Here is a 19348-nt window from a genome sequence, read left to right as displayed (position 1 = left end):
GAAATGAAAAATCATTCAGGTGTGCTGGTGCTCTGCCTGGGGCTGGCTGCCTGTCAGGGCAGCAACCCCTATGTAGCCACCTCAAACCCTTTGCCACCGGCACCGCCCCAGGCTGCCAATACGTTCGATCGCAGCGCCTACCCGGCGGCGCCCCGTGACTACGGCAAGTACCGCAGTTGGGCCTGGCTCAACGGCCATCTGCCACCGGGCACCGCGTGGGCGGACTCGGCGCAGGTTGCCGAAGCGGTCAGCAATGCGCTGGATCAGCGGGGTTTGCGTCCGCTGCATGACAATCGTCCGGCGGACCTGTTTGTCAGCGCCGACCTGCGGATGGAAACCCGCTTGCGTCAGGTTCAGGACGACTATTATGGCGGCTACAACGGCTACGGCCCTGGATATGGCGGATACGCCACCGTGCCGATCATCCGTACCTATCGGGAACAGGTCGTGGTCGTGCAGGTGGACATGTTTGACGCCAAAAGCGGTCAACCGATATGGAGCTCCAGCGCTGAAACCGGCAACCGGGGCAGCGAAAGCGAGCGCGCCGATGCGATACGGGAGGCTGTGGAAAAGGCGATGTCGGCGTATCCTCCTAGTTAGCTTCTTGTAGATAAGAAGCATTCCACAGGATCATGTCTTCAACCGGAGAATCATCATGTTCCGCCGTTTTGTTTTACTGGCAGTGGCCGCGCTGCTCAGTGCCTGCGCCGCCAACCAGGTCAATCATGACTTCGACGCCAGCCGCGACTTTGCTGCCTATCGCAGCTGGACCTGGAAAGAACCCGCCCTGCAATACCGTCCCGATGATCCGCGGATCAAGAGCGACCTGACCGAACAGCGCATCCGTCAGGCGGTTGCCGATCAACTGGATCAGCGCGGTCTGCGTCCGGCCGCTGCAGGCACCAAGGGCGATTTGAATGTGCAGGCCTACCTGATTGTCGAAGAGCGGCAACAGCAGGTGACCACCAATTACGGCGGCGGCTGGGGTTACCCATGGCATGGCTACTACGGCGCACCGATGTACAACGAAACCCGCAATGTCAGCTACAAAGTGGCGACCATCCAGATCGACCTGCTCGATGGCAAGGACGGCAAACTGGTGTGGCGCGGCAGTGACGAACAGATGCTCAGTCGCACGCCGAACCCGACGGATCGTCGCGATGCCATCTGGCAAACGGTCACGCGGATATTGGCCAACTATCCACCGCACGCGTCCTAGCATCAGCCGGCCTCTCAACCCCTGTGCTCCCACAGGGGTTTTTTTTGGATGGTGTACATATCCATTGCTGCGGTAACGGCGGCTTATGGTTTCGCCCTTACGTACGGCCCCTCGACAAGGCTCGGGGTTCCTTCGCTCCCGAGGGGGCGGGTGGATCAAGATCAAGAGCTGCAGGTGAGCTAATGCTCGGCCTGATGAGTGGTGAAGAGCCTGGGTGTACGCCGCTCTGCCTTTGCTCTTCTGTGGGAGCGACGGTGCGGCGATCCGACCTGCTCGCGATGGCGGCCTGCCAGCCGACCTGATTTCGCGGATGTATCACTGCGTAGGAGCTGCCGAAGGCTGCGATCTTTTGATCTTGTTTGTCAGTAATAAGGCCCAAAGATCGCAGCCTCGTTGCACTCGACAGCTCCTACCAGCTCCTACCAGCTCCTACAGGGAAATGTGCACGCATGACGAACCAGGCCGGCCAGCCGACGACATTCTTGCGGATGTCCACCGGTCAAATTGTAGGAGCGAGCCTGCTCGCGATGAGGCCCTGACAGTCAATCAATCCTGTGTAGTTTTCCTCAAGTCCCAAGGAAACCTCCGACACGTTTTTCAGGTTGTCCGTCGGAAGTGCGATCTCTAGCCTTTGTCAGTCGCTGAAAATTCAGCGTCCGGGCGTCGCGGCTCGATTCCTAAGGCATAATCGCTCCACTTAACAACAACACCTTCTTGTGTCTGTCGTTCTGTGTCATGGCGACTGTGCGCGGGATACCTTCGGGTATGCCGAGCTGCCTCTGGGATCGGTCCGCGAACCCGCGTACAGCTGCCACCCCAAATTGCTTCGCGGCAATTTGGACGTGGCTCCATTTCATCCCAGAGGTGCAACAATGATCAAACCCACCCCAAATCCCCCCGAAGCCGCCGACCGCGTCCTCGATCACTACCTCGATCCACCCAGGCAACCTGTCACTCACAAACCCAGCACGATGTTCGTCATTGCCCCGCACATCGACACCGAAACCCTGCTGGCCCACGCCTGTGAATCACTGGCGTCGGCGAGTGTGATGGCGAGTGATTTCGCGGGGTTTCTGGAAGGCTCGCAGCGCAATACGATGCTGGGGATTGCGCAGGTGATCATGCTGGGTGAGTTGGCGGTGAACCGGGCGTTGGATAATCTCGATCCGCAAGACTGACCACGGAGCTTTTGTGGCGAGGGAGCTTGCTCCCGCTCGGGTGCGTAGCACCCGTAAACCGGTCGATGGAGCGTATCAGTAAAAATGCCATTGCCGGGTTTCGGGGCCGCTTCGCAGCCCAGCGGGAGCAAGCTCCCTCGCCACAGGCATCGGTCTTATCAGGCTACCGGCCGCCACTGCCCGACCATATGCTCCAGATCGCCGGTACCCACCAATTGCAGATCCCCGCTCGGTCCCGGAGCACTGGCGAGCAACGTTACCCCACTGGGCAACCGTACCGGCTTCTTGAACTGCACCATGATCTCGACATTCGCCGCTGGCAGATGCCCGGTCAGCGCAGCCAGCGTGCGCGCCTTGTTCCACAAGCCGTGGGCGATGGCGGTCGGGAAACCGAAGAGCCGGGCGCTGGCCGCGCTCAGGTGGATCGGGTTGTAGTCGCCGGACACCTTGGCGTATTGCCGGCCGATGTCCGAGGGCGCTTTCCAGTGCTCGATTTCGCTCAAGGCCAAGCTGGTTGTCAGAGGTTCTTCGAGCGGTTCACCCTCGAGTTTCACGCCGCGACAGAGCATCCGGCTTTGCGCCTCCCACAACGACCCCAACTGATCGTCGAGGGTGGTGAGCAAATCGAACGTCGCGCCTTTGGCGTGGGGTTGCAGATTCTGCACCAGCACGCTGACGCGCACCCGATTCACCCCGCCCATGGGGCGCAGCACCCGAATGCGATTGCTCAGGTGAATCAGGCCCAGCAGCGGAAACGGGAAGTCCCTGGCCGTGAGCAACTGCATCTGCAAGGCGAACCCGAGGATATGCGGGTAGGTCGGTGGCAGCAGGCCGTTGTCGGCGAAACCACAGACCTTGCGATAAGCCGCCAGGCGCTTGGGATCGACTTCGACCCAGCAACGTAATCCCGAATCGGGCAGGCGGGTGCCAGTGATTTTTCGCCGTGTCGCCGCTCGTGCGTACGACCCCGGCAGGCTGGGTTCGCGGTTGAGTGTGTGCCAGTCGGTGATCATCCTTAAGCCCCCAGAGCGCTTTGCCCACACACGCGCAACGCTTGCCCGGTGAACGCGCCGGTGCCTGGTTGCGCAAGCCAGGCCACGGCTTCGGCGACGTCTTGTGGCAAGCCGCCCTGGCCAAGCGAACTCATGCGCCGTCCGGCTTCGCGCAGGCCGAAGGGAATGTGCGCGGTCATTTGCGTTTCGATGAAGCCCGGCGCCACGGCGTTGATGCTGATACCGCGCTCGGTGAGCAGTGGCGCCCACGCTTGCGCCAGGCCAATGAGCCCGGCCTTGCTCGCCGCATAATTGGTTTGCCCGCGATTGCCGGCAATGCCGCTGATGGACGCCAACAGGACCACCCGGCCGTTGTCGTGCAGGGTGCCGCTGTCGAGCAGGGCTTTGGTCAGCACTTGCGGCGCATTGAGGTTGACCGCCAGCACGGCGTCCCAGTATTCGGGGGTCATGTTGGCCAGGGTTTTGTCACGGGTGATGCCGGCGTTGTGCACCACGATGTCAAGGCCGTCGGGCAACTGTTCGATCAACTGCGCGGCGGCGTCTTCGGTGCAGATGTCGAGGGTGATGCTGCGCCCACCGAGGCGTGCGGCGAGGGCTTCGAGATCGGTTTTGGCTGGCGGCACGTCGAGCAGGATGACGTCGGCACCATCACGGGCCAGGGTTTCCGCGATGGCGGCACCAATGCCCCGCGCCGCGCCAGTGACCAGTGCCTTGCGCCCGGCGAGCGGGCGTGTCCAGTCGGTGACTGGCGTCGAGCACGGATTCAAGCGAATGACCTGTCCGGACACGAAGGCGCTTTTCGGTGAGAGGAAAAACCGCAGCGGGCCTTCCAGTTGCGCCTCGGCCCCTTCGCCGACGTAGATCAATTGCAGGGTGCCACCGCTGCGTAATTCCTTGGCCAGGGAACGACTGAAACCTTCCAGGGCACGCTGCGCACTGGCGGCGAACGGGTCGCGCAAGGTTTGCGGATCGCGCCCGAGAATCACCAGGTGCGCACAGTGTTCGAGGTTCTTCATCAGCGGCTGGAAAAACTCGCGCAGTTGCTTGAGCTGATTGGTGTGCAGCAGGTCACTGGCGTCGAACACCACGGCCTTGAGTTTCGGTCCGTGGCCGGGAATCCAGGCCGTGGCCATCGAAGGCTCGATGCCGTAGCTGTAGATCGCGTCGGTCAGGCGGTTGGCGAAGGCGCTGACGAGTTCGGCCAATGGCCCGCCGCCGATCAGCAACGCGCCGTCTACAGGTCGCAACCGGCCCGCTTGCCAGCGCTCCAGTCTGCTCGGCGCCGGCAACCCCAGGGCACCGACCAGACGATGGCCAATGGATGAATTGGCGAAGTCGATATAGCGGTCAGACATGGAACGCGCTCCGAAAGCTGGGGATCAAAGTGTGGACCACGAGCGGCGATCGGTCGTTCGATCCACGAGATAAGGCCTACGCTTGGTCAGTGTAGGAGCTGCCGAAGGCTGCGATCTTTTGATCTTGATTCCAAAAAAGCCAAGTCAACAGATCGCAGCCTTCGGCAGCTCCTACAGGGGGGAGTTTCAATTTTGGCTATTTCATCAGGAGCTTTTCATGACCCAACTGCGCCGCGTCGCGATCATCGGCGGTAACCGGATTCCCTTCGCCCGCTCCAATGGCCCCTACGCCACGGCCAGTAACCAGGTGATGCTCACCGCTGCCCTCGAAGGCCTGATCGAACGTTACAACCTGCATGGCCAGCGTATCGGCGAAGTGGTTGCCGGGGCCGTGCTCAAGTTGTCGCGGGACATGAACCTTGCGCGCGAGTGCGTACTGGGTTCGCGACTGTCGCCCGCCACCCCGGCCTATGACATCCAGCAGGCTTGCGGCACCGGGCTGGAAGCGGCGTTGCTGGTGGCGAACAAGATTGCCCTGGGCCAGATCGACTGCGGCATTGCCGGTGGCGTGGACACCACCTCGGATGCGCCGATCAGCGTCAGCGACGGCCTGCGCAAAATCCTCCTGCAAGCCAATCGCGCGAAAACCACCGGCGACAAACTGAAAACCTTCCTGCAATTGCGCCCCAAACATCTGATCCCCGAGTTCCCGCGCAACGGTGAGCCGCGCACCGGGTTGTCCATGGGGCAGCATTGCGAACTGATGGCGCAGACCTGGAACATACCCCGCGAAGCACAGGATTTACTGGCACTTGAGAGCCATCAGAAACTGGCCGCGTCCTACGCCGAGGGCTGGCACAACGACCTGATGACACCGTTCCTGGGCCTGACCCGCGACAACAATCTGCGCCCGGACTCCACGCTGGAAAAGCTCGCCGCGCTCAAGCCAGCCTACGAGAAAAGCGCCAGGGGCACCCTGACCGCAGGCAACTCCACACCGCTGACTGATGGCGCGTCACTGGTGCTGCTGGGCAGCGAAGAATGGGCCAAGGAGCGAGGGTTGCCGATTCTTGCCTACTGGCGCGACGGCGAAGCGGCGGCGGTGGATTTCGTCAACGGTGCCGAAGGGTTGTTGATGGCGCCGGTCTACGCCGTGCCACGTTTGCTGGCGCGCAATGGCCTGACCGTGCAGGACTTCGATTACTACGAAATCCACGAAGCCTTCGCCGCGCAAGTGCTGTGCACGTTGAAGGCCTGGGAAGATCCGCAATATTGCAAAACCCGTCTCGGCCTCGATGCGCCGTTGGGCTCGATTGACCGCAGCCGACTCAACGTCAAAGGCAGTTCACTGGCGGCGGGGCATCCGTTTGCCGCCACCGGCGGGCGCATCGTCGCCAACCTGGCGAAGTTGCTGGATGCAGCGGGCAAGGGGCGGGGGCTAATATCGATCTGCGCGGCGGGCGGGCAGGGCGTAACCGCCATTATCGAACGTTGAGCAAGAATGCTGTTGTTTCTGTTTCGACCATGAGATCGCCTTCGCTGGCAAGCCAGCTCCTACAGATTGAGCCGTTGCGCAATATGTGTAGGAGCTGGCTTGCCAGCGAATGGCCGCGAAGCGGCCACCCGTCAACAGGGATCAGGTACGGAACCTGCGCACCAACCCGTCCAGCTCATTCGACAATCCGGCCAGGCTCTGGGAGTCCAGGCGCGCCGAGTTGGCCAGTTCCGCCACCAACTGCGCATCGCCGTGGATCTGGCTGATGTGCCGGTTGATGTCTTCGGCCACCTGATGCTGTTGTTCCGCCGCCGTGGCGATCTGGGTGTTCATGTCGCGGATCACGTCCACCGATTCACGAATCTGCCCGAAGCTGCTGCGCGCCTCACCGATGCGCGTCACCGATTGCTGGGACACTTCCAGGCTGGCGTGCATCTGCTGCGTCACCTGGCTGGTGCGTTTGGCCAGGTTGCCCAGCAGTCCGTCGATTTCCGCCGTGGAGTCGGCCGTGCGCTTGGCCAGGGCCCGCACTTCGTCAGCCACCACGGCAAAGCCGCGTCCCTGTTCACCGGCACGGGCCGCTTCGATCGCGGCGTTCAGCGCCAGCAGGTTGGTCTGTTCAGCGATCGAGCGGATGGTCCCCAGGATCGACTGGATGTCGTTGCTGTCGCGTTCGAGCTGTTGCATCGACTGGGCCGACTGTTCGATTTCCTGGCTCAGGCGATCAACGCTGTTCACTGCCGCATCGATCTGCTGCTGACCTTCGCGCGCCTGGCGCTGGCCACTGTCGGCAGACTCCGCCGCCTGGCTGCAAGAGCGCGCGACTTCGTTAGCGGTGGCGACCATTTCGTGGAACGCCGTGGAGACCATGTCCACCGCTTCACGTTGGCGTCCGGCGGCTTCGGCCATGTCGCTGGAAACCTGGGTCGAACTCTTGGATGTGGCGAGGATCTTGCCCGCTGCGCCGCCGATGTTCTGGATCAGGTTGCGAATCGCGGTCAGGAACTGGTTGAACCAGTTGGCCAGTTGCGCGGTTTCATCGTTGCCACGGATTTGCAGGTTCTGGGTCAGGTCGCCTTCGCCTTGGGCGATGCCTTCCAGGCCACTGGCCACGCTGCGGATCGGGCGCACGATGAGGCTGGAAAAACTGGCGCCGACGATGGCGAAGATGACGGCCAGGACGGCGGCGATGATGGCGATCAACCAGGTCAACCGGGTTGCTGAACTCATCACGTCGTCCTGTTTGATCAGGCCGATGAAGGTCCAGCCCAGTTGCTCCGACGGCCAGACGTTGGCCATGTAGTGCTCGCCGTTGAGCTCCACTTCCACCAGGCCCTTGCCGGCCTTGGCCAGTTGCGCGTAGCCGTCGCCAAGGCTGTTCAGGGGTTTGAAGTTGTGTTCCGGTTGTTTCGGGTCCACCAGGACCATGCCGGTGTTTTCCAGCAGCATCAGGTAGCCGGTTTCACCGAGCTTGATCTGCTTGACGATTTCGGTGAGCTGCTTGAGCGTCACGTCAATGCTGACCACGCCGCCGTTGGTGCCCAGCTTGTTGTCGATGGTGCGCACGGTGCTGACGTAGGTCGCGTCGTCCTGGGCCCAGTAATAGGCCTCGGTACGGAACGGTTTGCCCGGCTTGGCCTGGGCCGCCTTGTACCAGGGGCGCTGGCGTGGGTCGTAATTGTTCAGCTTCGGGTCATCCGGCCACGACACGTAGCCACCCGCCGCCGTGCCGAGGATGGCATAGGCGTAGGCCGGGTGGCTGTTGCCCAGATCCTGGAGCAGGGCGAAGACTTTTTTGTCAGCCTCGCCTTGAGGGACGCTCTCGGCGTTGGCGACCATGTAAGTCTTGAGGCTGTCGTCGGAGTTTCGGATCAACGGCTGCCTGGCCAGGTAATCGACGTTCTGGCTGATGCCGTCAAAGAACAATTGCATGGCGTTGCTGACCTGACGAATCTCGCGGGCACTGCCGTCGACGAATTCGTCCCTGGCATCACTGCGCAGGTTCAGCACAACGAGGGTGGCGACCAGCACCACGGGCAGGCAGGCGATGATTGCAAACGCCCAGGTCAACTTCTGTTTGATGTTCATCCGCGCTCCAGATTTTCTTGTAGGCCCACGCAGTGCAGATGACTCGCGGTTTATTGGCAGCCGTAAACGTTCTTGGTCAACCCGGGTCCTTGAGTGCGGCATCGCTGTTGTTGTGGCAGCGATTGTCGGACAAATCACTTTGTCACTAAGGACTTCGGCTGTTGTCGGAGGAAATTGAGGCCTGTTGGGAAAAATCCTACGGAAGGTATGAGCTGTAGTGTCAGTTTCTGTCGCAATTGCCCTCAATACCCTTGCACAACAGGTGACGCAGGCTCGGCTATGATCTGGAGCGACCCGTGGCGGTCGTCGGTTTTTCCTGATGAAATCGGCACATTGTGTGCTTCTGCAATACTCATAGGTCGGCAACCCCTCCCCCCCGTGGGTGGATTGCCGTATAACGAATGACTTTCGCGTGTTTGGTAATAAAGGACCCACAATAAAAGCTGATGAAGACTCCAAAACGCATTGAACCCCTGATCGAGGACGGTCTGGTCGACGAGGTGCTGCGCCCACTCATGAGTGGTAAAGAAGCAGCTGTTTATGTGGTGCGCTGCGGCAACGAGTTGCGTTGCGCGAAGGTCTACAAGGAGGCGAATAAACGCAGTTTCCGTCAGGCGGCCGAATACCAGGAAGGCCGCAAGGTGCGCAACAGCCGTCAGGCCCGTGCGATGGCCAAGGGCTCGAAGTTTGGCCGCAAGGAAACCGAGGACGCCTGGCAGAACGCCGAAGTGGCGGCGCTGTTCCGCCTGGCCAGTGCCGGTGTGCGGGTGCCCAAGCCGTACGACTTCCTCGAAGGCGTGCTGCTCATGGAGCTTGTGGCCGACGAGTACGGTGATGCCGCGCCGCGTCTGAACGATGTGGTGCTGGAGCCGGACCAGGCCCGTGAGTATCACGCGTATCTGATTTCCCAGATCGTGCTGATGTTGTGTACCGGTCTGGTGCACGGTGACCTGTCCGAGTTCAACGTGCTGCTGACGCCGACCGGTCCAGTCATCATCGACCTGCCGCAAGCGGTGGACGCGGCGGGCAACAACCACGCGTTCAGCATGTTGGAGCGCGATGTGGGCAACATGGCGTCCTACTTCGGGCGGTTTGCGCCGGAATTGAAGAAGACCAAGTACGCCAAGGAAATGTGGGCCTTGTACGAGGCCGGCACCTTGCACCCGGCCAGTGTCCTGACCGGCGAGTTCGCCGACACGGAAGAGCTGGCCGACGTGGGCGGCATCATGCGCGAAATCGAGGCCGCACGCCTGGATGAAGAGCGCAAGCAAGCCGTACGCGCGGCGGACGATGCGCCGCCGGGCAAGACCGAAGAACCGCCTCCGCCCTGGATGCAGTGATCGGATAAAGCAAAACCCGGCTTCGGCCGGGTTTTTTGTGCCCAACTGGCAATCCCTTGTAGGAGCTGCCGAAGGCTGCGATCTTTTGATCCTGATTTTTTAAGATCAAAAGATCGCAGCCTTCGGCAGCTCCTGCCTATAGGCCTATTTCAGGGGCAACACCCCGACTCCAGATTCTTCAGAATCGGGCAATCCGGCCGATGATCGCCCTGGCAGTGCTCAACCAGGTCCTGCAAGGTGTCGCGCAACTGGCCGAGTTCGCGGATCTTCTGGTTCAACTCTTCGATGTGCTGGCGGGCCAACGCTTTCACATCGGCGCTGGCACGCTGGCGGTCTTGCCAGAGGGTCAGCAACTTGCCGACTTCTTCCAGGGAAAACCCCAGGTCCCGCGAGCGTTTGATGAACGCCAGCGTGTGCAGGTCGTCTTCACCGTATACCCGGTAGCCGCTGTCGGTGCGATGGGCCGCCTTGAGCAGGCCGATGGATTCGTAATAACGGATCATCTTTGCGCTCAGGCCGCTGTGGCGAGCCGCTTGGCCGATGTTCATCGGTTGTCCTCCAGGTCCTTGGGTTTCCAGGTTTTCAACAGTAACGCATTGCTCACCACGCTGACGCTCGACAACGCCATGGCCGCACCGGCCAGCACCGGGTTGAGGAAGCCGAATGCCGCCAATGGAATGCCGATCAGGTTATAGACGAACGCCCAGAACAGGTTCTGGCGAATCTTGGCGTAGGTCTTGCGGCTGATTTCCAGTGCTGCCGGCACCAGCCGTGGATCGCCGCGCATCAGGGTGATGCCGGCCGCGTGCATGGCGACGTCGGTGCCGCCCCCCATGGCGATGCCGATGTCGGCGGCGGCCAGTGCCGGGGCGTCGTTGATGCCGTCACCGACCATCGCCACCACCCCGGTTTGTTTCAGTGCGGCGACCGTGGCGGCTTTGTCTGCCGGCAGCACTTCGGCATGCACATCGTGGATGCCCAGGGCCTCGGCCACTACGTTGGCGCTGCCGCGATTATCGCCGGTCAGCAGGTGGCTGCTGATGTTTCGTGCACTCAGTTGTTGCACTGCTTGCAGTGCGCCGGGCTTGAGGGTGTCACCGAAGGCGAACAGGCCCAGCACCTGTGGTTCGGGGGATTGCTCGATCAGCCAGGACAAGGTCCGGCCTTCTTTTTCCCACGCGATCGCCGAGTCGGCCAATGGCCCGGCATTCAAGCCGCTGTCCTCCAGCAGGCGCCGATTGCCCAGCGCCAGGCGACGCCCTTCGAGGCTGCCGGCGATGCCGCGGCCGGTCAGGGACCGGCTGTCGCTGACATCGGCCACCTTCAAGTGGCGTTCGGCACAGGCATCCAGAACAGCCTTGGCCAGCGGATGCTCACTGCCGCGTTGCAGGGCGCCGGCCAATTGCAGCAGGCGCGCCTCATCACTGTCGATGGCACTCAGATGAGCAATGCGCGGGGCGCCGGAGGTCAGGGTGCCGGTCTTGTCGAATACCACCGCGCTGACTTCATGGGCTCGCTCCAGTGCTTCGGCGTCCTTGATCAGAATCCCGTAGCGCGCCGCCACGCCGGTGCCGGCCATGATCGCCGTTGGCGTGGCCAGACCCAGGGCGCACGGGCAGGCGATCACCAGCACTGCCACGGCGTTGATCAGCGCAGTTTCCATTGGCGCGCCGTACAGCCACCAACCGATCAGGGTGACCAGGGCAATCAGCAGCACAGTGGGCACGAACACCTGGCTGACTTTATCCACCAGTTTCTGGATCGGCGCTTTTGCGGCCTGGGCGTCTTCCACCAGACGGATGATCCGCGCCAGCACGGTTTCCGCACCGAGGGCCTGGGTACGCACCAGCAACCGGCCTTCACCGTTGATCGCGCCACCGGTGACTTTGTCGCCGGGCTGCTTGGGCACCGGCAGGCTCTCGCCGCTGATCAGCGCTTCGTCGGCATGGCTCTGGCCTTCAACCACTACGCCGTCCACCGGGAAACGTTCTCCGGGTTTGACCATCACCAGGTCATCGAGGCGCAGGGCGCTGATGGCGACGTCTTGCTCGTGGCCATCGATCACCCGAATCGCCCGTTCCGGGCGCAAGGCTTCGAGGGCACGGATGGCGCTGGCGGTCTGGCGCTTGGCGCGGCTTTCCAGGTACTTGCCCAGCAGCACCAGGGCGATCACCACCGCCGAGGCTTCGAAATACAGGTGCGGCATGCGCCCGGCAGCGGTGGCCCATTCGTACAGGCTCAAGCCATACCCGGCGCTGGTGCCCAGGGCCACCAGCAGGTCCATGTTGCCGGCCCCGGCGCGCACGGCTTTCCACGCGGCGACGTAAAACCGTGCGCCGAAGATGAATTGCACCGGCGTGGCCAAGGCGAACTGCGCCCAGGCCGGGAGCATCCAGTGCACGCCGAAGGGCTGTAGCAGCATTGGCAATACCAGCGGCAAGGCGAGGGCGATGGCCATGATCAAGGCCAGGCGTTCGCGATGCAGGCGTTGTTGCTGGTTGTCGATTGACGGGTGTTCGGCTTCCCAGACGCTGGCGCTGTAGCCAGCCTTGGTCACTGCGGCGATCAAGGATTGCGGATCGATCTGGCCGAGCAGTTCAAGGTGGGCGCGTTCGTTGGCCAGGTTGACGCTGACGCTTTTCACTCCGGCAACCTTGCCCAACGCACGCTCGACCCGACCAACGCAGGACGCACAGGTCATGCCGTCGATGCTCAGTTCCAGGCTGTGCTGCGGCACGCTGTAGCCGGCCTTGACCACGGCATCCATCAAGGCCGGCAGGCTGTCGCTGGGTGCTTGCACCCGCGCCTGTTCAGTGGCGAGGTTGACGCTGACGGCACTGGCGCCAATGACTTTGCTCAAGGCGCGCTCGACACGCCCGGCGCAACTGGCGCAGGTCATGCCGGCAATCGGCAGGTCGAACGTGGTGGATTCGGACATCGGTCGCACTCCCTGTAGTAGGTGACCACAGGATCAACCTTGCCATGCTGGCAAGGTCAAGTGCCATGTTTCAGATCAAGTAACCCATCAGTAACCAAGACCGGCGCGCTTGAGATACATCCCTTCCTGCGTCATCGCGATCCGGTACTTGAGCACATCCCCGGCCTTGAGCTGGATATCCTGCGAACCCGGGGCGAGCATGCCCGGATTGCAACCCGGGACCTGCCCCGGGAGCAACTTGAGGCGCAACGAGACGATGCCCGGCGGCAGGTTGAACGAGGTGCTCTGTTCCTGAAACAGCCGCGCCGCCAATTGATCCTGGATGTACACACCGATTTCGCAACTGGTCGCGACTTCCAGGCGCTCGCGGGAAATGATCAGCACGCCATAATCCTGACCGGCAGCATTGACCGAAGGCACGGTGGCGAAAAGGCTGAGAAAGCCAAACAGGCTGAAAACTGACCAGCGCATGGCTGAATCTCCTGAGTTCGAGTCATTGATGGACGCAGCTTGGCCGAGCGCTGCGCCGATTGCCAGCCCGGCAGCTAGCTTCAGAACTTGACCTTGCCATGGTGGCAAGCTCGAAACTCGGTTCAAACCTCGGAAAAGGAGTCATCCCATGCAAGTGTTCAACGTTGAAGGCATGTCTTGTGGCCACTGCGTCAAGGCCATCACTCAGGCGGTCCAGGCCAAAGACCCCGCGGCCAGCGTGCGGGTCGATCTGGTGGCCAGGGAGGTCGGTGTCGAAAGTGCGCTGACCGCTCAGCAAGTGATCGAGGCGATCAGCGAAGAGGGCTACGGTGTCAAACTGGCCTGAATTTGATAGTTAGCGAGCTACTGGAATGTTCAAGGCGTCCATGCACGGCTAGACTGTCGGGCTGCCGACTTCTGCCCCACTGGATGCCTGATGAACTTGCGTACCATTCTGATACTTGGCGCCTTGAGCGCTTTCGGTCCGCTGGCGATCGACTTCTATCTGCCAGCCTTCCCGGCCATGGCCCTGGCTTTCGGGACCGACGAAAATCACGTTCAGATGACGTTGGCGGCGTACTTCCTCGGCTTGTCCATCGGTCAGCTGGCCTATGGTCCGGTGGCGGATCATTTCGGGCGACGCATTCCGTTGCTCACCGGTGTCGGCCTGTTCACCGTTGCCTCCGTGGCGTGCGCCTATGCGCCGAATCTGGAATGGCTGATCGGCGCGCGTTTCGTCCAGGCGTTGGGCGGCTGCGCGGGGATGGTGATTTCCCGGGCGGTGGTCAGCGACAAGTGTGATGCGGTGGGTTCGGCGAAAGTCTTTTCGCAGTTGATGCTGGTGATGGGGCTTGCCCCCATCCTCGCGCCATTGCTGGGTGGTTTGTTGGTCAACACCACAGGGTGGCAGTCGATCTTCCTGGCCTTGACCGTATTCAGTGCGCTGGCGGGGCTGGCGGTTGCGACGGGATTGCCGGAAAGCTTGCCGGCCCATATACCGCGTCAACCGCTGTCGGGTGCGCTGCGTCAGTACGGGCGGTTGCTGGCCGACCCGGTGTTCCTCGGCCATGCCTTGACCGGGGGCATCGCCATCGCCGGGATGTTTGCCTATATCGCCGGCTCACCCTTCATCATCATCAAGCTCTACGGCGTTCCGGCCGAGCATTTTGGCTGGCTGTTCGGCACCAATGCGGCGGGCTTCATTCTGGTGGCACAGGTTAATGCGCGGTTGCTGGCCAAGTGTGGTCCGGCCTTCTTGCTGGTGCGCGCGGTGTGGGTTTATCTGGCGGCCGGTTTGACTCTGCTCGCTGTCAGCTCTCTGCACCCGGCACACCTGTGGCCGCTGCTGATTCCATTGTTCATCTGTATCGCCAGCCTCGGTTGCATCAGTCCCAACGCCGCGGCCTGTGCGATGAGCGGGCAGGGCGGACGGGCCGGCAGCGCATCGGCGCTGCTCGGTTGCCTGCAATTCAGCGTAGCTGCCGGTGCCTCTGCGCTGGTGGGCGTGTTGCACGACGGCAGCGCCGTGCCGATGGCCATGGTCATCAGCCTGTGTGGAATTCTGGTGGTGAGTGCGGCGTTGCTCACCCGGCGTTTGCAAAATGCCCGGGCGCTGGTGCAAGCCCAGGTTTGAGGCCGGAATCAGCCGGCTGCACGCTGCGGGTGGAGGACGGGAATGGGGTGAGGGGCCTGGATGCGCGCTTCAAGGGTTCGCGTGAAAGCGCGAGCTTCTGCTTCGCTGCGGAACGTTACAGCATGTTGGTCCAAGCGAACTTGCCACTGGGACTTTGCCAGTTCTTTTATCAGGATCTTCATAGCCGAACTCCTACCGTAAAAGATGTCTCGTAAAAGACGTTACGCAAAAGACTGCCTCGCAGGAGTTTCGATTGTAGTCCCGAATTCGAGCACCATTGTGACAAGGATCAACTGTCGGACTGACGGTTTGTAACTAAAAAAAACACGACTTTTCGAGGGCGCTCGCAGGGATTGTCGACGGCCGGAACTACCCGGTCGCCGACGGAAAACATGAAATCTGCGATGGCTTTTTCAGCGCCTCAGAACCCTTCCAGCACAATCTTGCCCTTGGCCTTGCCGCTCTCCAGCAGGGCATGGGCACGGCGCAAATTGGCCGCATTGATCGTGCCGAAGTGTTCGCCCACCGTGGTTTTCAGGGTCCCGGCATCGATCAGCCAGGCGACGCGATTGAGCAGGTTGTGCTGCTCGATCATGTCCGCGGTTTCAAACAGCGAACGGGTGTACATGAACTCCCAGTGCAGTGACAGGCTCTTGCGCTTGAGCTTGGTCACGTCCAGCGCCTTGGGGTCATCGATCAGCGCCAGCTTGCCTTGGGGCGCCAATGCCTCGACCAGTTGGTCCAGGTGCTGGTCGGTCTGGGTAAGGCTGGCGACGTGGGTGACCTGATCGACGCCGGCGCGCTTGAGTGCTTCGCAGAGTGGCTGGCTATGGTCGATCACCAGATCGGCTCCCAGTTCCTTCACCCAGCTTTGGGTCTGCGCACGTGAAGCGCTGCCGATGACTTTCAGGGCCGTCAGTTGGTGAGCGAGCTGCGTAAGCATCGAGCCCACGCCACCCGCCGCGCCGACGATCAACAGGCTCTGGCCTTCATCGGTCTTGCCTTCGCGTACTTGCAGGCGTTCGAACAACAGTTCCCACGCCGTGATTGCGGTGAGCGGCAGGGCAGCGGCTTCGGCGAACCCGAGGGTCCTCGGCATGCGGCCGACGATGCGCTCGTCCACCACATGCAACTCGCTGTTGCCGCCCGCACGCGCGATGGAGCCGGCGTAAAACACCTTGTCGCCGGCCTGGAACAGCGTCACCTCACTGCCCACCGCCTTGACCACACCGGCCACGTCCCAACCTAGCACCTTGGCCGCGCCGCCCTCAGGCTGGACGTTCTGACGCACCTTGGTATCCACCGGGTTGACCGAGATGGCTTTGACTTCCACCAGCAAGTCGCGGGGACCGGCAACCGGCTCCGGCAGTTCGATGTCTTGCAGAGCCTTGTCGTCACTGATCGGCAACGAGGCGTAGTAGGCAATGGCTTTCATGAGCGGCTCCGGAACACTGATAAGAAAGATTCGATGGGGTAGATGATTGGCTATTTCTCCTGAAGATAAAACCGGCTAAAAGAGCAGTCTCTTTCAATATTTTTTTGATAATCGGTGCTCTGATGCTGCGTTTCGATGACTTGCAGTTGTTTGTCCGGGCGGCGGACCTGGGCAGTCTGTCCGCCGCCGCGCGGGGCATGGACATGTCGGCGGCGGTGGCCAGCGCAGCGCTCAAACGCATCGAACAACAGCTCGGCGCCCGCTTGTTGGCCCGTTCGACCCGCAGCCTGCGCCTGACCGCCGAAGGCGAGGGCTTTCTCGAATACGCCCGCGCGGCCCTGAGCAATCTCGACGAGGGCCGGCGATTGCTGGCCAGTGGTCAAGACCAGGTCAGCGGAGTTCTGCAACTGTCGGCGCCATCGGACTTTGGCCGCAATCTGCTGCTGCCCTGGCTCGATGAGTTTCAACGCGAGCATCCGAAACTGACCGTGCGCCTGCTGCTGGGGGATCGCATCGCCGACCTGTTTCGCCAACCGGTAGACATTGCCCTGCGCTACGGTGAACCGGAGGACTCCAGCCTGGTGGCGCTACCCATCGCCCCGCAGAACCGCCGGGTGTTGTGCGCCACTCCCGGCTATCTGGCCCGGCATGGCGAGCCGCGGCATCTGGAGCAACTGGCACAGCACAATTGCCTGTTGTACATGCTCGGCAGCCGGGTCCACGACCACTGGAGTTTTCACGACGGCAAACGCCAAGTCAGCCTGACCGTCAGCGGCGATCGTTTCAGTGACGATGCCGATGTCGTGCGCCGTTGGGCCGTGGCGGGCGCCGGGATCGCGTACAAGTCCTGGCTGGATGTCGCCGCCGATGTACTGGCCGGCCGCTTGAAGGTGCTGATGCCGGAGCTGCTCTGTGAGCGCGCACCGCTGAATCTGTTGTGCGCCCATCGCGCGCAATTGAGTAAGCCGGTGAATCTCTTGCGTGAAATGCTTGTCAGCCGATGTGAACTTTTGAGCAGTCAATTTCCGGGTTTTTCGGATATCGATCATTAGTCGCACGAAAAAAGAGAAATTTCTCTCAGGAACGATCACCACCTATGCCGGGCGGAGGACAGGATCCCGCGACCAACCCGCATATACTAGCGCCCTCATCATGTAGGTAGCGTCGATCCCCCAATGGTGGACCAACGTTCGAGTCGGTCCGGCTGACGGTCATCCTTCTGGCCTTCGCAGCGTCGGCCAGGCAGCGCAAATGGGTGAGCAAGGCGTCGCCGGGTTTATGACAGTCTCCACGGATTGGCCGACGACACATTACTGCTCAAGATGTTTCTGAGCAGTAAACGAAACGATTCAACAGGGAGTGAATACATGGAACATGCACCTTGCATCAGCCAGATCGCCACATTGCTGGCTGACCCAAAGCGCAGCGCAATGATGTGGGCCTTGATGGACGGTTCGGCGCGAACAACCGAAGAGTTGGCATTGCTGGCCGGCCTGTCACCGTCTTCGGCCAGTGCACACCTGGGACGTTTGTCCGCTGGAGGTCTGTTGAGGGTTGAAAGCCGCGGCCGCAAACGCTTCTTCCGCCTGGCCGCGCCCGAGGTCGGGGCGGCAATCGAGGCTCTGGCCAGCGCGACCTTCGCCAGCGCACCCCAGGATATTGCGCAGGTATTCAAACGCAATACGCCTCTCGTCAAACCCCGGGCGGTGCGTTCGTCATTGCTGAGTGCCCGACTGTGCGACGATCACTTGGGGGGCACCCTGTCCGCCGATTTGTATCAGCGACTGCTGGAGGCAGGCTGGATCGAACAGTTTGATCAGCGGGTCACGGTCACGCTCAAGGGCGCGACGGGGTTGGCGGCACGGGGAGTGTTCATCCAGGCGCTGGCCCATCACAACGGCAGGGTTGCCTGCGCATGCCCTGACTGGAGCGAAAGACGCCCGCACATGGGCGGCTCGCTGGGCGCGGCATTGTTGCAGCTGTTCATGCAGTCGGGGTGGCTGAGCCTGCCCAACGATTCCCGAGCCTTGCAGGTGACGGCTTCCGGGCAACGCGAAATTCATCGCTTTGCCCAGGAAACCGAACTGGAAATGGCGCTTTAAACCTTACCCCAATCTGTAGGAGCTGGCTTGCCAGCGAAGCCGTTGCCACATTCAACATTTTTGGTGAATGGGGGGGCGCTTTCGCTGGCAAGCCAGCTCCTACAGTTGGATTTGCGGTGCTGCCTAGGGTTTCACCAACCGCGCATCGAGGCTGTTCTGCGCCAGGCGTTTGGCCTGATCCTGGGTCATGCCCAGGTGGGTGTGCAGCGCATGGAAGTTCTCGGTGACATAGCCACCGAAGTACGCCGGGTCATCGGAGTTCACCGTCACTTTCACGCCACGTTCCAGCATGTCGAGAATGTTGTGTTGGGACATGTGATCGAACACGCAAAGCTTGGTGTTCGACAACGGGCACACGGTCAGCGGGATCTGCTCGTCGATGATTCGCTGCATCAGGCGCTCGTCTTCGATGGCGCGCACGCCATGGTCGATGCGCTGGATTTTCAGCAGGTCGATGGCTTCCCAGATGTACTCGGGCGGGCCTTCTTCACCTGCGTGGGCGACGGTCAGGAAGCCTTCGTGACGGGCACGGTCGAACACGCGCTGGAACTTGCTCGGCGGGTGACCCATCTCGGAACTGTCCAGGCCCACGGCGACGAACGCATCGCGGAACGGCAGCGCCTGGTCGAGGGTTTTCTGCGCTTGGTCTTCGCTCAGATGGCGCAGGAAGCTCAGGATCAAACCACTGGTGATACCCAGTTGCTGCTCGCCATCCTTCAGCGCAGCGGCGATACCGTTGAGCACCACTTCGAACGGGATGCCACGGTCGGTATGGGTCTGCGGGTCGAAGAACGGTTCGGTGTGGATCACGTTCTGTTCTTTGCAGCGCAGCAGGTACGCCCAGGTCAGGTCATAGAAATCCTGGGACGTGCGCAGCACATCCGCACCCCGGTAATACAGGTCGAGGAACTCCTGCAGGTTGTTGAAGGCATACGCCTTGCGCAAGGTTTCGACGTCGCTCCATGGCAGGGCAATCTTGTTGCGCTCGGCCAGGGCGAACAACAGTTCGGGTTCCAGCGAGCCTTCCAGGTGCAGGTGCAATTCTGCCTTGGGCAGGGCGTTCAGCCAGTCATACATAATT

The 19348-nt window shown here is 61.6% G+C and carries 17 protein-coding genes and 1 pseudogene; 9 read left to right on the top strand and 9 right to left on the bottom strand.

Translation table 11 applies throughout. From position 1 onward, the window contains the following. The first annotated feature begins 3 nt into the window (after positions 1-3). The 3 genes from KW849_RS19530 to KW849_RS19520 all read left to right on the top strand — a co-directional run bounded on the left by KW849_RS19530 (position 4) and on the right by KW849_RS19520 (position 2397). A complete protein-coding gene (locus KW849_RS19530) occupies positions 4-600 on the top strand; it encodes a DUF4136 domain-containing protein (protein WP_218430901.1) in 597 nt (198 codons plus the stop codon). Between the two features lie 55 nt (positions 601-655). Then, positions 656-1219 carry a DUF4136 domain-containing protein gene (locus KW849_RS19525; protein WP_218430900.1) on the top strand — a complete coding sequence of 188 codons (564 nt, stop codon included), beginning with the start codon at positions 656-658 and terminating at the stop codon, positions 1217-1219. A gap of 872 nt (positions 1220-2091) precedes the next feature. Then, positions 2092-2397 (top strand): DUF6124 family protein, encoded by a 306-nt coding sequence (locus tag KW849_RS19520; RefSeq protein ID WP_218430899.1) that lies wholly within the window; start codon positions 2092-2094, stop codon positions 2395-2397. Positions 2398-2555: 158 nt separating this feature from the next. On the opposite strand, the gene KW849_RS19515 is transcribed toward KW849_RS19520, so the two are convergent. After that, positions 2556-3410, bottom strand: a complete 855-nt coding sequence (locus tag KW849_RS19515) for a MaoC/PaaZ C-terminal domain-containing protein (RefSeq protein WP_218430898.1) — start codon at positions 3408-3410, stop codon at positions 2556-2558. 2 nt (positions 3411-3412) lie between these two features. Then, entirely contained in the window at positions 3413-4765 is a 1353-nt protein-coding gene (locus KW849_RS19510; protein WP_218430897.1) for a 3-oxoacyl-ACP reductase, read from the bottom strand. Positions 4766-4982: 217 nt separating this feature from the next. Between KW849_RS19510 and KW849_RS19505 the strand changes: the two genes are divergently transcribed. Next, positions 4983-6260 carry an acetyl-CoA C-acetyltransferase gene (locus KW849_RS19505; RefSeq protein ID WP_218430896.1) on the top strand — a complete coding sequence of 426 codons (1278 nt, stop codon included), beginning with the start codon at positions 4983-4985 and terminating at the stop codon, positions 6258-6260. Positions 6261-6401: 141 nt separating this feature from the next. On the opposite strand, the gene KW849_RS31890 is transcribed toward KW849_RS19505, so the two are convergent. Both KW849_RS31890 and KW849_RS31885 read right to left on the bottom strand, forming a co-directional pair. Further along, on the bottom strand, positions 6402-7130 hold the full coding sequence (locus KW849_RS31890; protein WP_371315412.1) for a methyl-accepting chemotaxis protein: 729 nt from the start codon (positions 7128-7130) through the stop codon (positions 6402-6404). A gap of 129 nt (positions 7131-7259) precedes the next feature. Beyond that, positions 7260-8348: pseudogene (locus tag KW849_RS31885) on the bottom strand (cache domain-containing protein); the annotation flags it as partial. Positions 8349-8794: 446 nt separating this feature from the next. Between KW849_RS31885 and KW849_RS19495 the strand changes: the two are divergent. After that, positions 8795-9688, top strand: coding sequence for a PA4780 family RIO1-like protein kinase (locus KW849_RS19495; protein WP_218430894.1), 894 nt, complete (start codon positions 8795-8797; stop codon positions 9686-9688). A gap of 149 nt (positions 9689-9837) precedes the next feature. Here the strand turns inward: KW849_RS19495 and cueR are convergent, their stop codons facing one another. The 3 genes from cueR to KW849_RS19480 all read right to left on the bottom strand — a co-directional run bounded on the left by cueR (position 9838) and on the right by KW849_RS19480 (position 13097). Beyond that, positions 9838-10236 (bottom strand): Cu(I)-responsive transcriptional regulator, encoded by a 399-nt coding sequence (cueR, locus tag KW849_RS19490; protein WP_218430893.1) that lies wholly within the window; start codon positions 10234-10236, stop codon positions 9838-9840. Beyond that, positions 10233-12626 carry a heavy metal translocating P-type ATPase gene (locus tag KW849_RS19485; protein ID WP_218430892.1) on the bottom strand — a complete coding sequence of 798 codons (2394 nt, stop codon included), beginning with the start codon at positions 12624-12626 and terminating at the stop codon, positions 10233-10235. The genes cueR and KW849_RS19485 overlap by 4 nt, the downstream gene beginning before the upstream one ends. 87 nt (positions 12627-12713) lie before the next feature. After that, complete coding sequence (locus KW849_RS19480) at positions 12714-13097, bottom strand: hypothetical protein (protein WP_150727783.1); 384 nt, start codon at positions 13095-13097, stop codon at positions 12714-12716. A 148-nt stretch (positions 13098-13245) separates the two neighbouring features. Between KW849_RS19480 and KW849_RS19475 the strand changes: the two genes are divergently transcribed. Together KW849_RS19475 and KW849_RS19470 are read left to right on the top strand one after the other, a co-directional pair. Further along, positions 13246-13443 carry a heavy-metal-associated domain-containing protein gene (locus KW849_RS19475; protein WP_218430891.1) on the top strand — a complete coding sequence of 66 codons (198 nt, stop codon included), beginning with the start codon at positions 13246-13248 and terminating at the stop codon, positions 13441-13443. A gap of 90 nt (positions 13444-13533) precedes the next feature. Further along, positions 13534-14730, top strand: coding sequence for a multidrug effflux MFS transporter (locus tag KW849_RS19470; RefSeq protein ID WP_218430890.1), 1197 nt, complete (start codon positions 13534-13536; stop codon positions 14728-14730). A 421-nt stretch (positions 14731-15151) separates the two neighbouring features. Here the strand turns inward: KW849_RS19470 and KW849_RS19465 are convergent, their stop codons facing one another. After that, entirely contained in the window at positions 15152-16165 is a 1014-nt protein-coding gene (locus tag KW849_RS19465) for a zinc-binding alcohol dehydrogenase family protein (RefSeq protein ID WP_218430889.1), read from the bottom strand. A 122-nt stretch (positions 16166-16287) separates the two neighbouring features. On the opposite strand from KW849_RS19465, the gene KW849_RS19460 reads away from it, so the two are divergent. Together KW849_RS19460 and KW849_RS19455 are read left to right on the top strand one after the other, a co-directional pair. After that, positions 16288-17217, top strand: a complete 930-nt coding sequence (locus KW849_RS19460; RefSeq protein WP_218430888.1) for a LysR family transcriptional regulator — start codon at positions 16288-16290, stop codon at positions 17215-17217. A gap of 315 nt (positions 17218-17532) precedes the next feature. Continuing rightward, positions 17533-18267: a helix-turn-helix transcriptional regulator gene (locus KW849_RS19455; protein WP_218430887.1), complete on the top strand. Its 735-nt coding sequence runs from the start codon at positions 17533-17535 to the stop codon at positions 18265-18267. Between the two features lie 123 nt (positions 18268-18390). Here the strand turns inward: KW849_RS19455 and KW849_RS19450 are convergent, their stop codons facing one another. Next, positions 18391-19344, bottom strand: coding sequence for an adenosine deaminase (locus KW849_RS19450; protein ID WP_218430886.1), 954 nt, complete (start codon positions 19342-19344; stop codon positions 18391-18393). Between the last annotated feature and the right edge of the window lie 4 nt (positions 19345-19348).

The sequence above is a fragment of the Pseudomonas sp. PDM26 genome (assembly GCF_019219185.1).
Lineage (GTDB): Bacteria > Pseudomonadota > Gammaproteobacteria > Pseudomonadales > Pseudomonadaceae > Aquipseudomonas.
The sequence above is the reverse complement of the archived record's forward strand: the minus strand, read 5'-3'. Positions and strand labels throughout refer to the sequence as shown.

Bases quoted from the DNA above. Each gene is read 5' to 3' on its own strand.
- KW849_RS19530 (WP_218430901.1), top strand. From the start codon at position 4: ATGAAAAATCATTCAGGTGTGCTGGTGCTCTGCCTGGGGCTGGCTGCC.
- KW849_RS19525 (WP_218430900.1), top strand. From the start codon at position 656: ATGTTCCGCCGTTTTGTTTTACTGGCAGTGGCCGCGCTGCTCAGTGCC.
- KW849_RS19520 (WP_218430899.1), top strand. From the start codon at position 2,092: ATGATCAAACCCACCCCAAATCCCCCCGAAGCCGCCGACCGCGTCCTC.
- KW849_RS19515 (WP_218430898.1), bottom strand. From the start codon at position 3,410: ATGATCACCGACTGGCACACACTCAACCGCGAACCCAGCCTGCCGGGG.
- KW849_RS19510 (WP_218430897.1), bottom strand. From the start codon at position 4,765: ATGTCTGACCGCTATATCGACTTCGCCAATTCATCCATTGGCCATCGT.
- KW849_RS19505 (WP_218430896.1), top strand. From the start codon at position 4,983: ATGACCCAACTGCGCCGCGTCGCGATCATCGGCGGTAACCGGATTCCC.
- KW849_RS31890 (WP_371315412.1), bottom strand. From the start codon at position 7,130: ATGGTCTCCACGGCGTTCCACGAAATGGTCGCCACCGCTAACGAAGTC.
- KW849_RS19495 (WP_218430894.1), top strand. From the start codon at position 8,795: ATGAAGACTCCAAAACGCATTGAACCCCTGATCGAGGACGGTCTGGTC.
- cueR (WP_218430893.1), bottom strand. From the start codon at position 10,236: ATGAACATCGGCCAAGCGGCTCGCCACAGCGGCCTGAGCGCAAAGATG.
- KW849_RS19485 (WP_218430892.1), bottom strand. From the start codon at position 12,626: ATGTCCGAATCCACCACGTTCGACCTGCCGATTGCCGGCATGACCTGC.
- KW849_RS19480 (WP_150727783.1), bottom strand. From the start codon at position 13,097: ATGCGCTGGTCAGTTTTCAGCCTGTTTGGCTTTCTCAGCCTTTTCGCC.
- KW849_RS19475 (WP_218430891.1), top strand. From the start codon at position 13,246: ATGCAAGTGTTCAACGTTGAAGGCATGTCTTGTGGCCACTGCGTCAAG.
- KW849_RS19470 (WP_218430890.1), top strand. From the start codon at position 13,534: ATGAACTTGCGTACCATTCTGATACTTGGCGCCTTGAGCGCTTTCGGT.
- KW849_RS19465 (WP_218430889.1), bottom strand. From the start codon at position 16,165: ATGAAAGCCATTGCCTACTACGCCTCGTTGCCGATCAGTGACGACAAG.
- KW849_RS19460 (WP_218430888.1), top strand. From the start codon at position 16,288: ATGCTGCGTTTCGATGACTTGCAGTTGTTTGTCCGGGCGGCGGACCTG.
- KW849_RS19455 (WP_218430887.1), top strand. From the start codon at position 17,533: ATGGAACATGCACCTTGCATCAGCCAGATCGCCACATTGCTGGCTGAC.
- KW849_RS19450 (WP_218430886.1), bottom strand. From the start codon at position 19,344: ATGTATGACTGGCTGAACGCCCTGCCCAAGGCAGAATTGCACCTGCAC.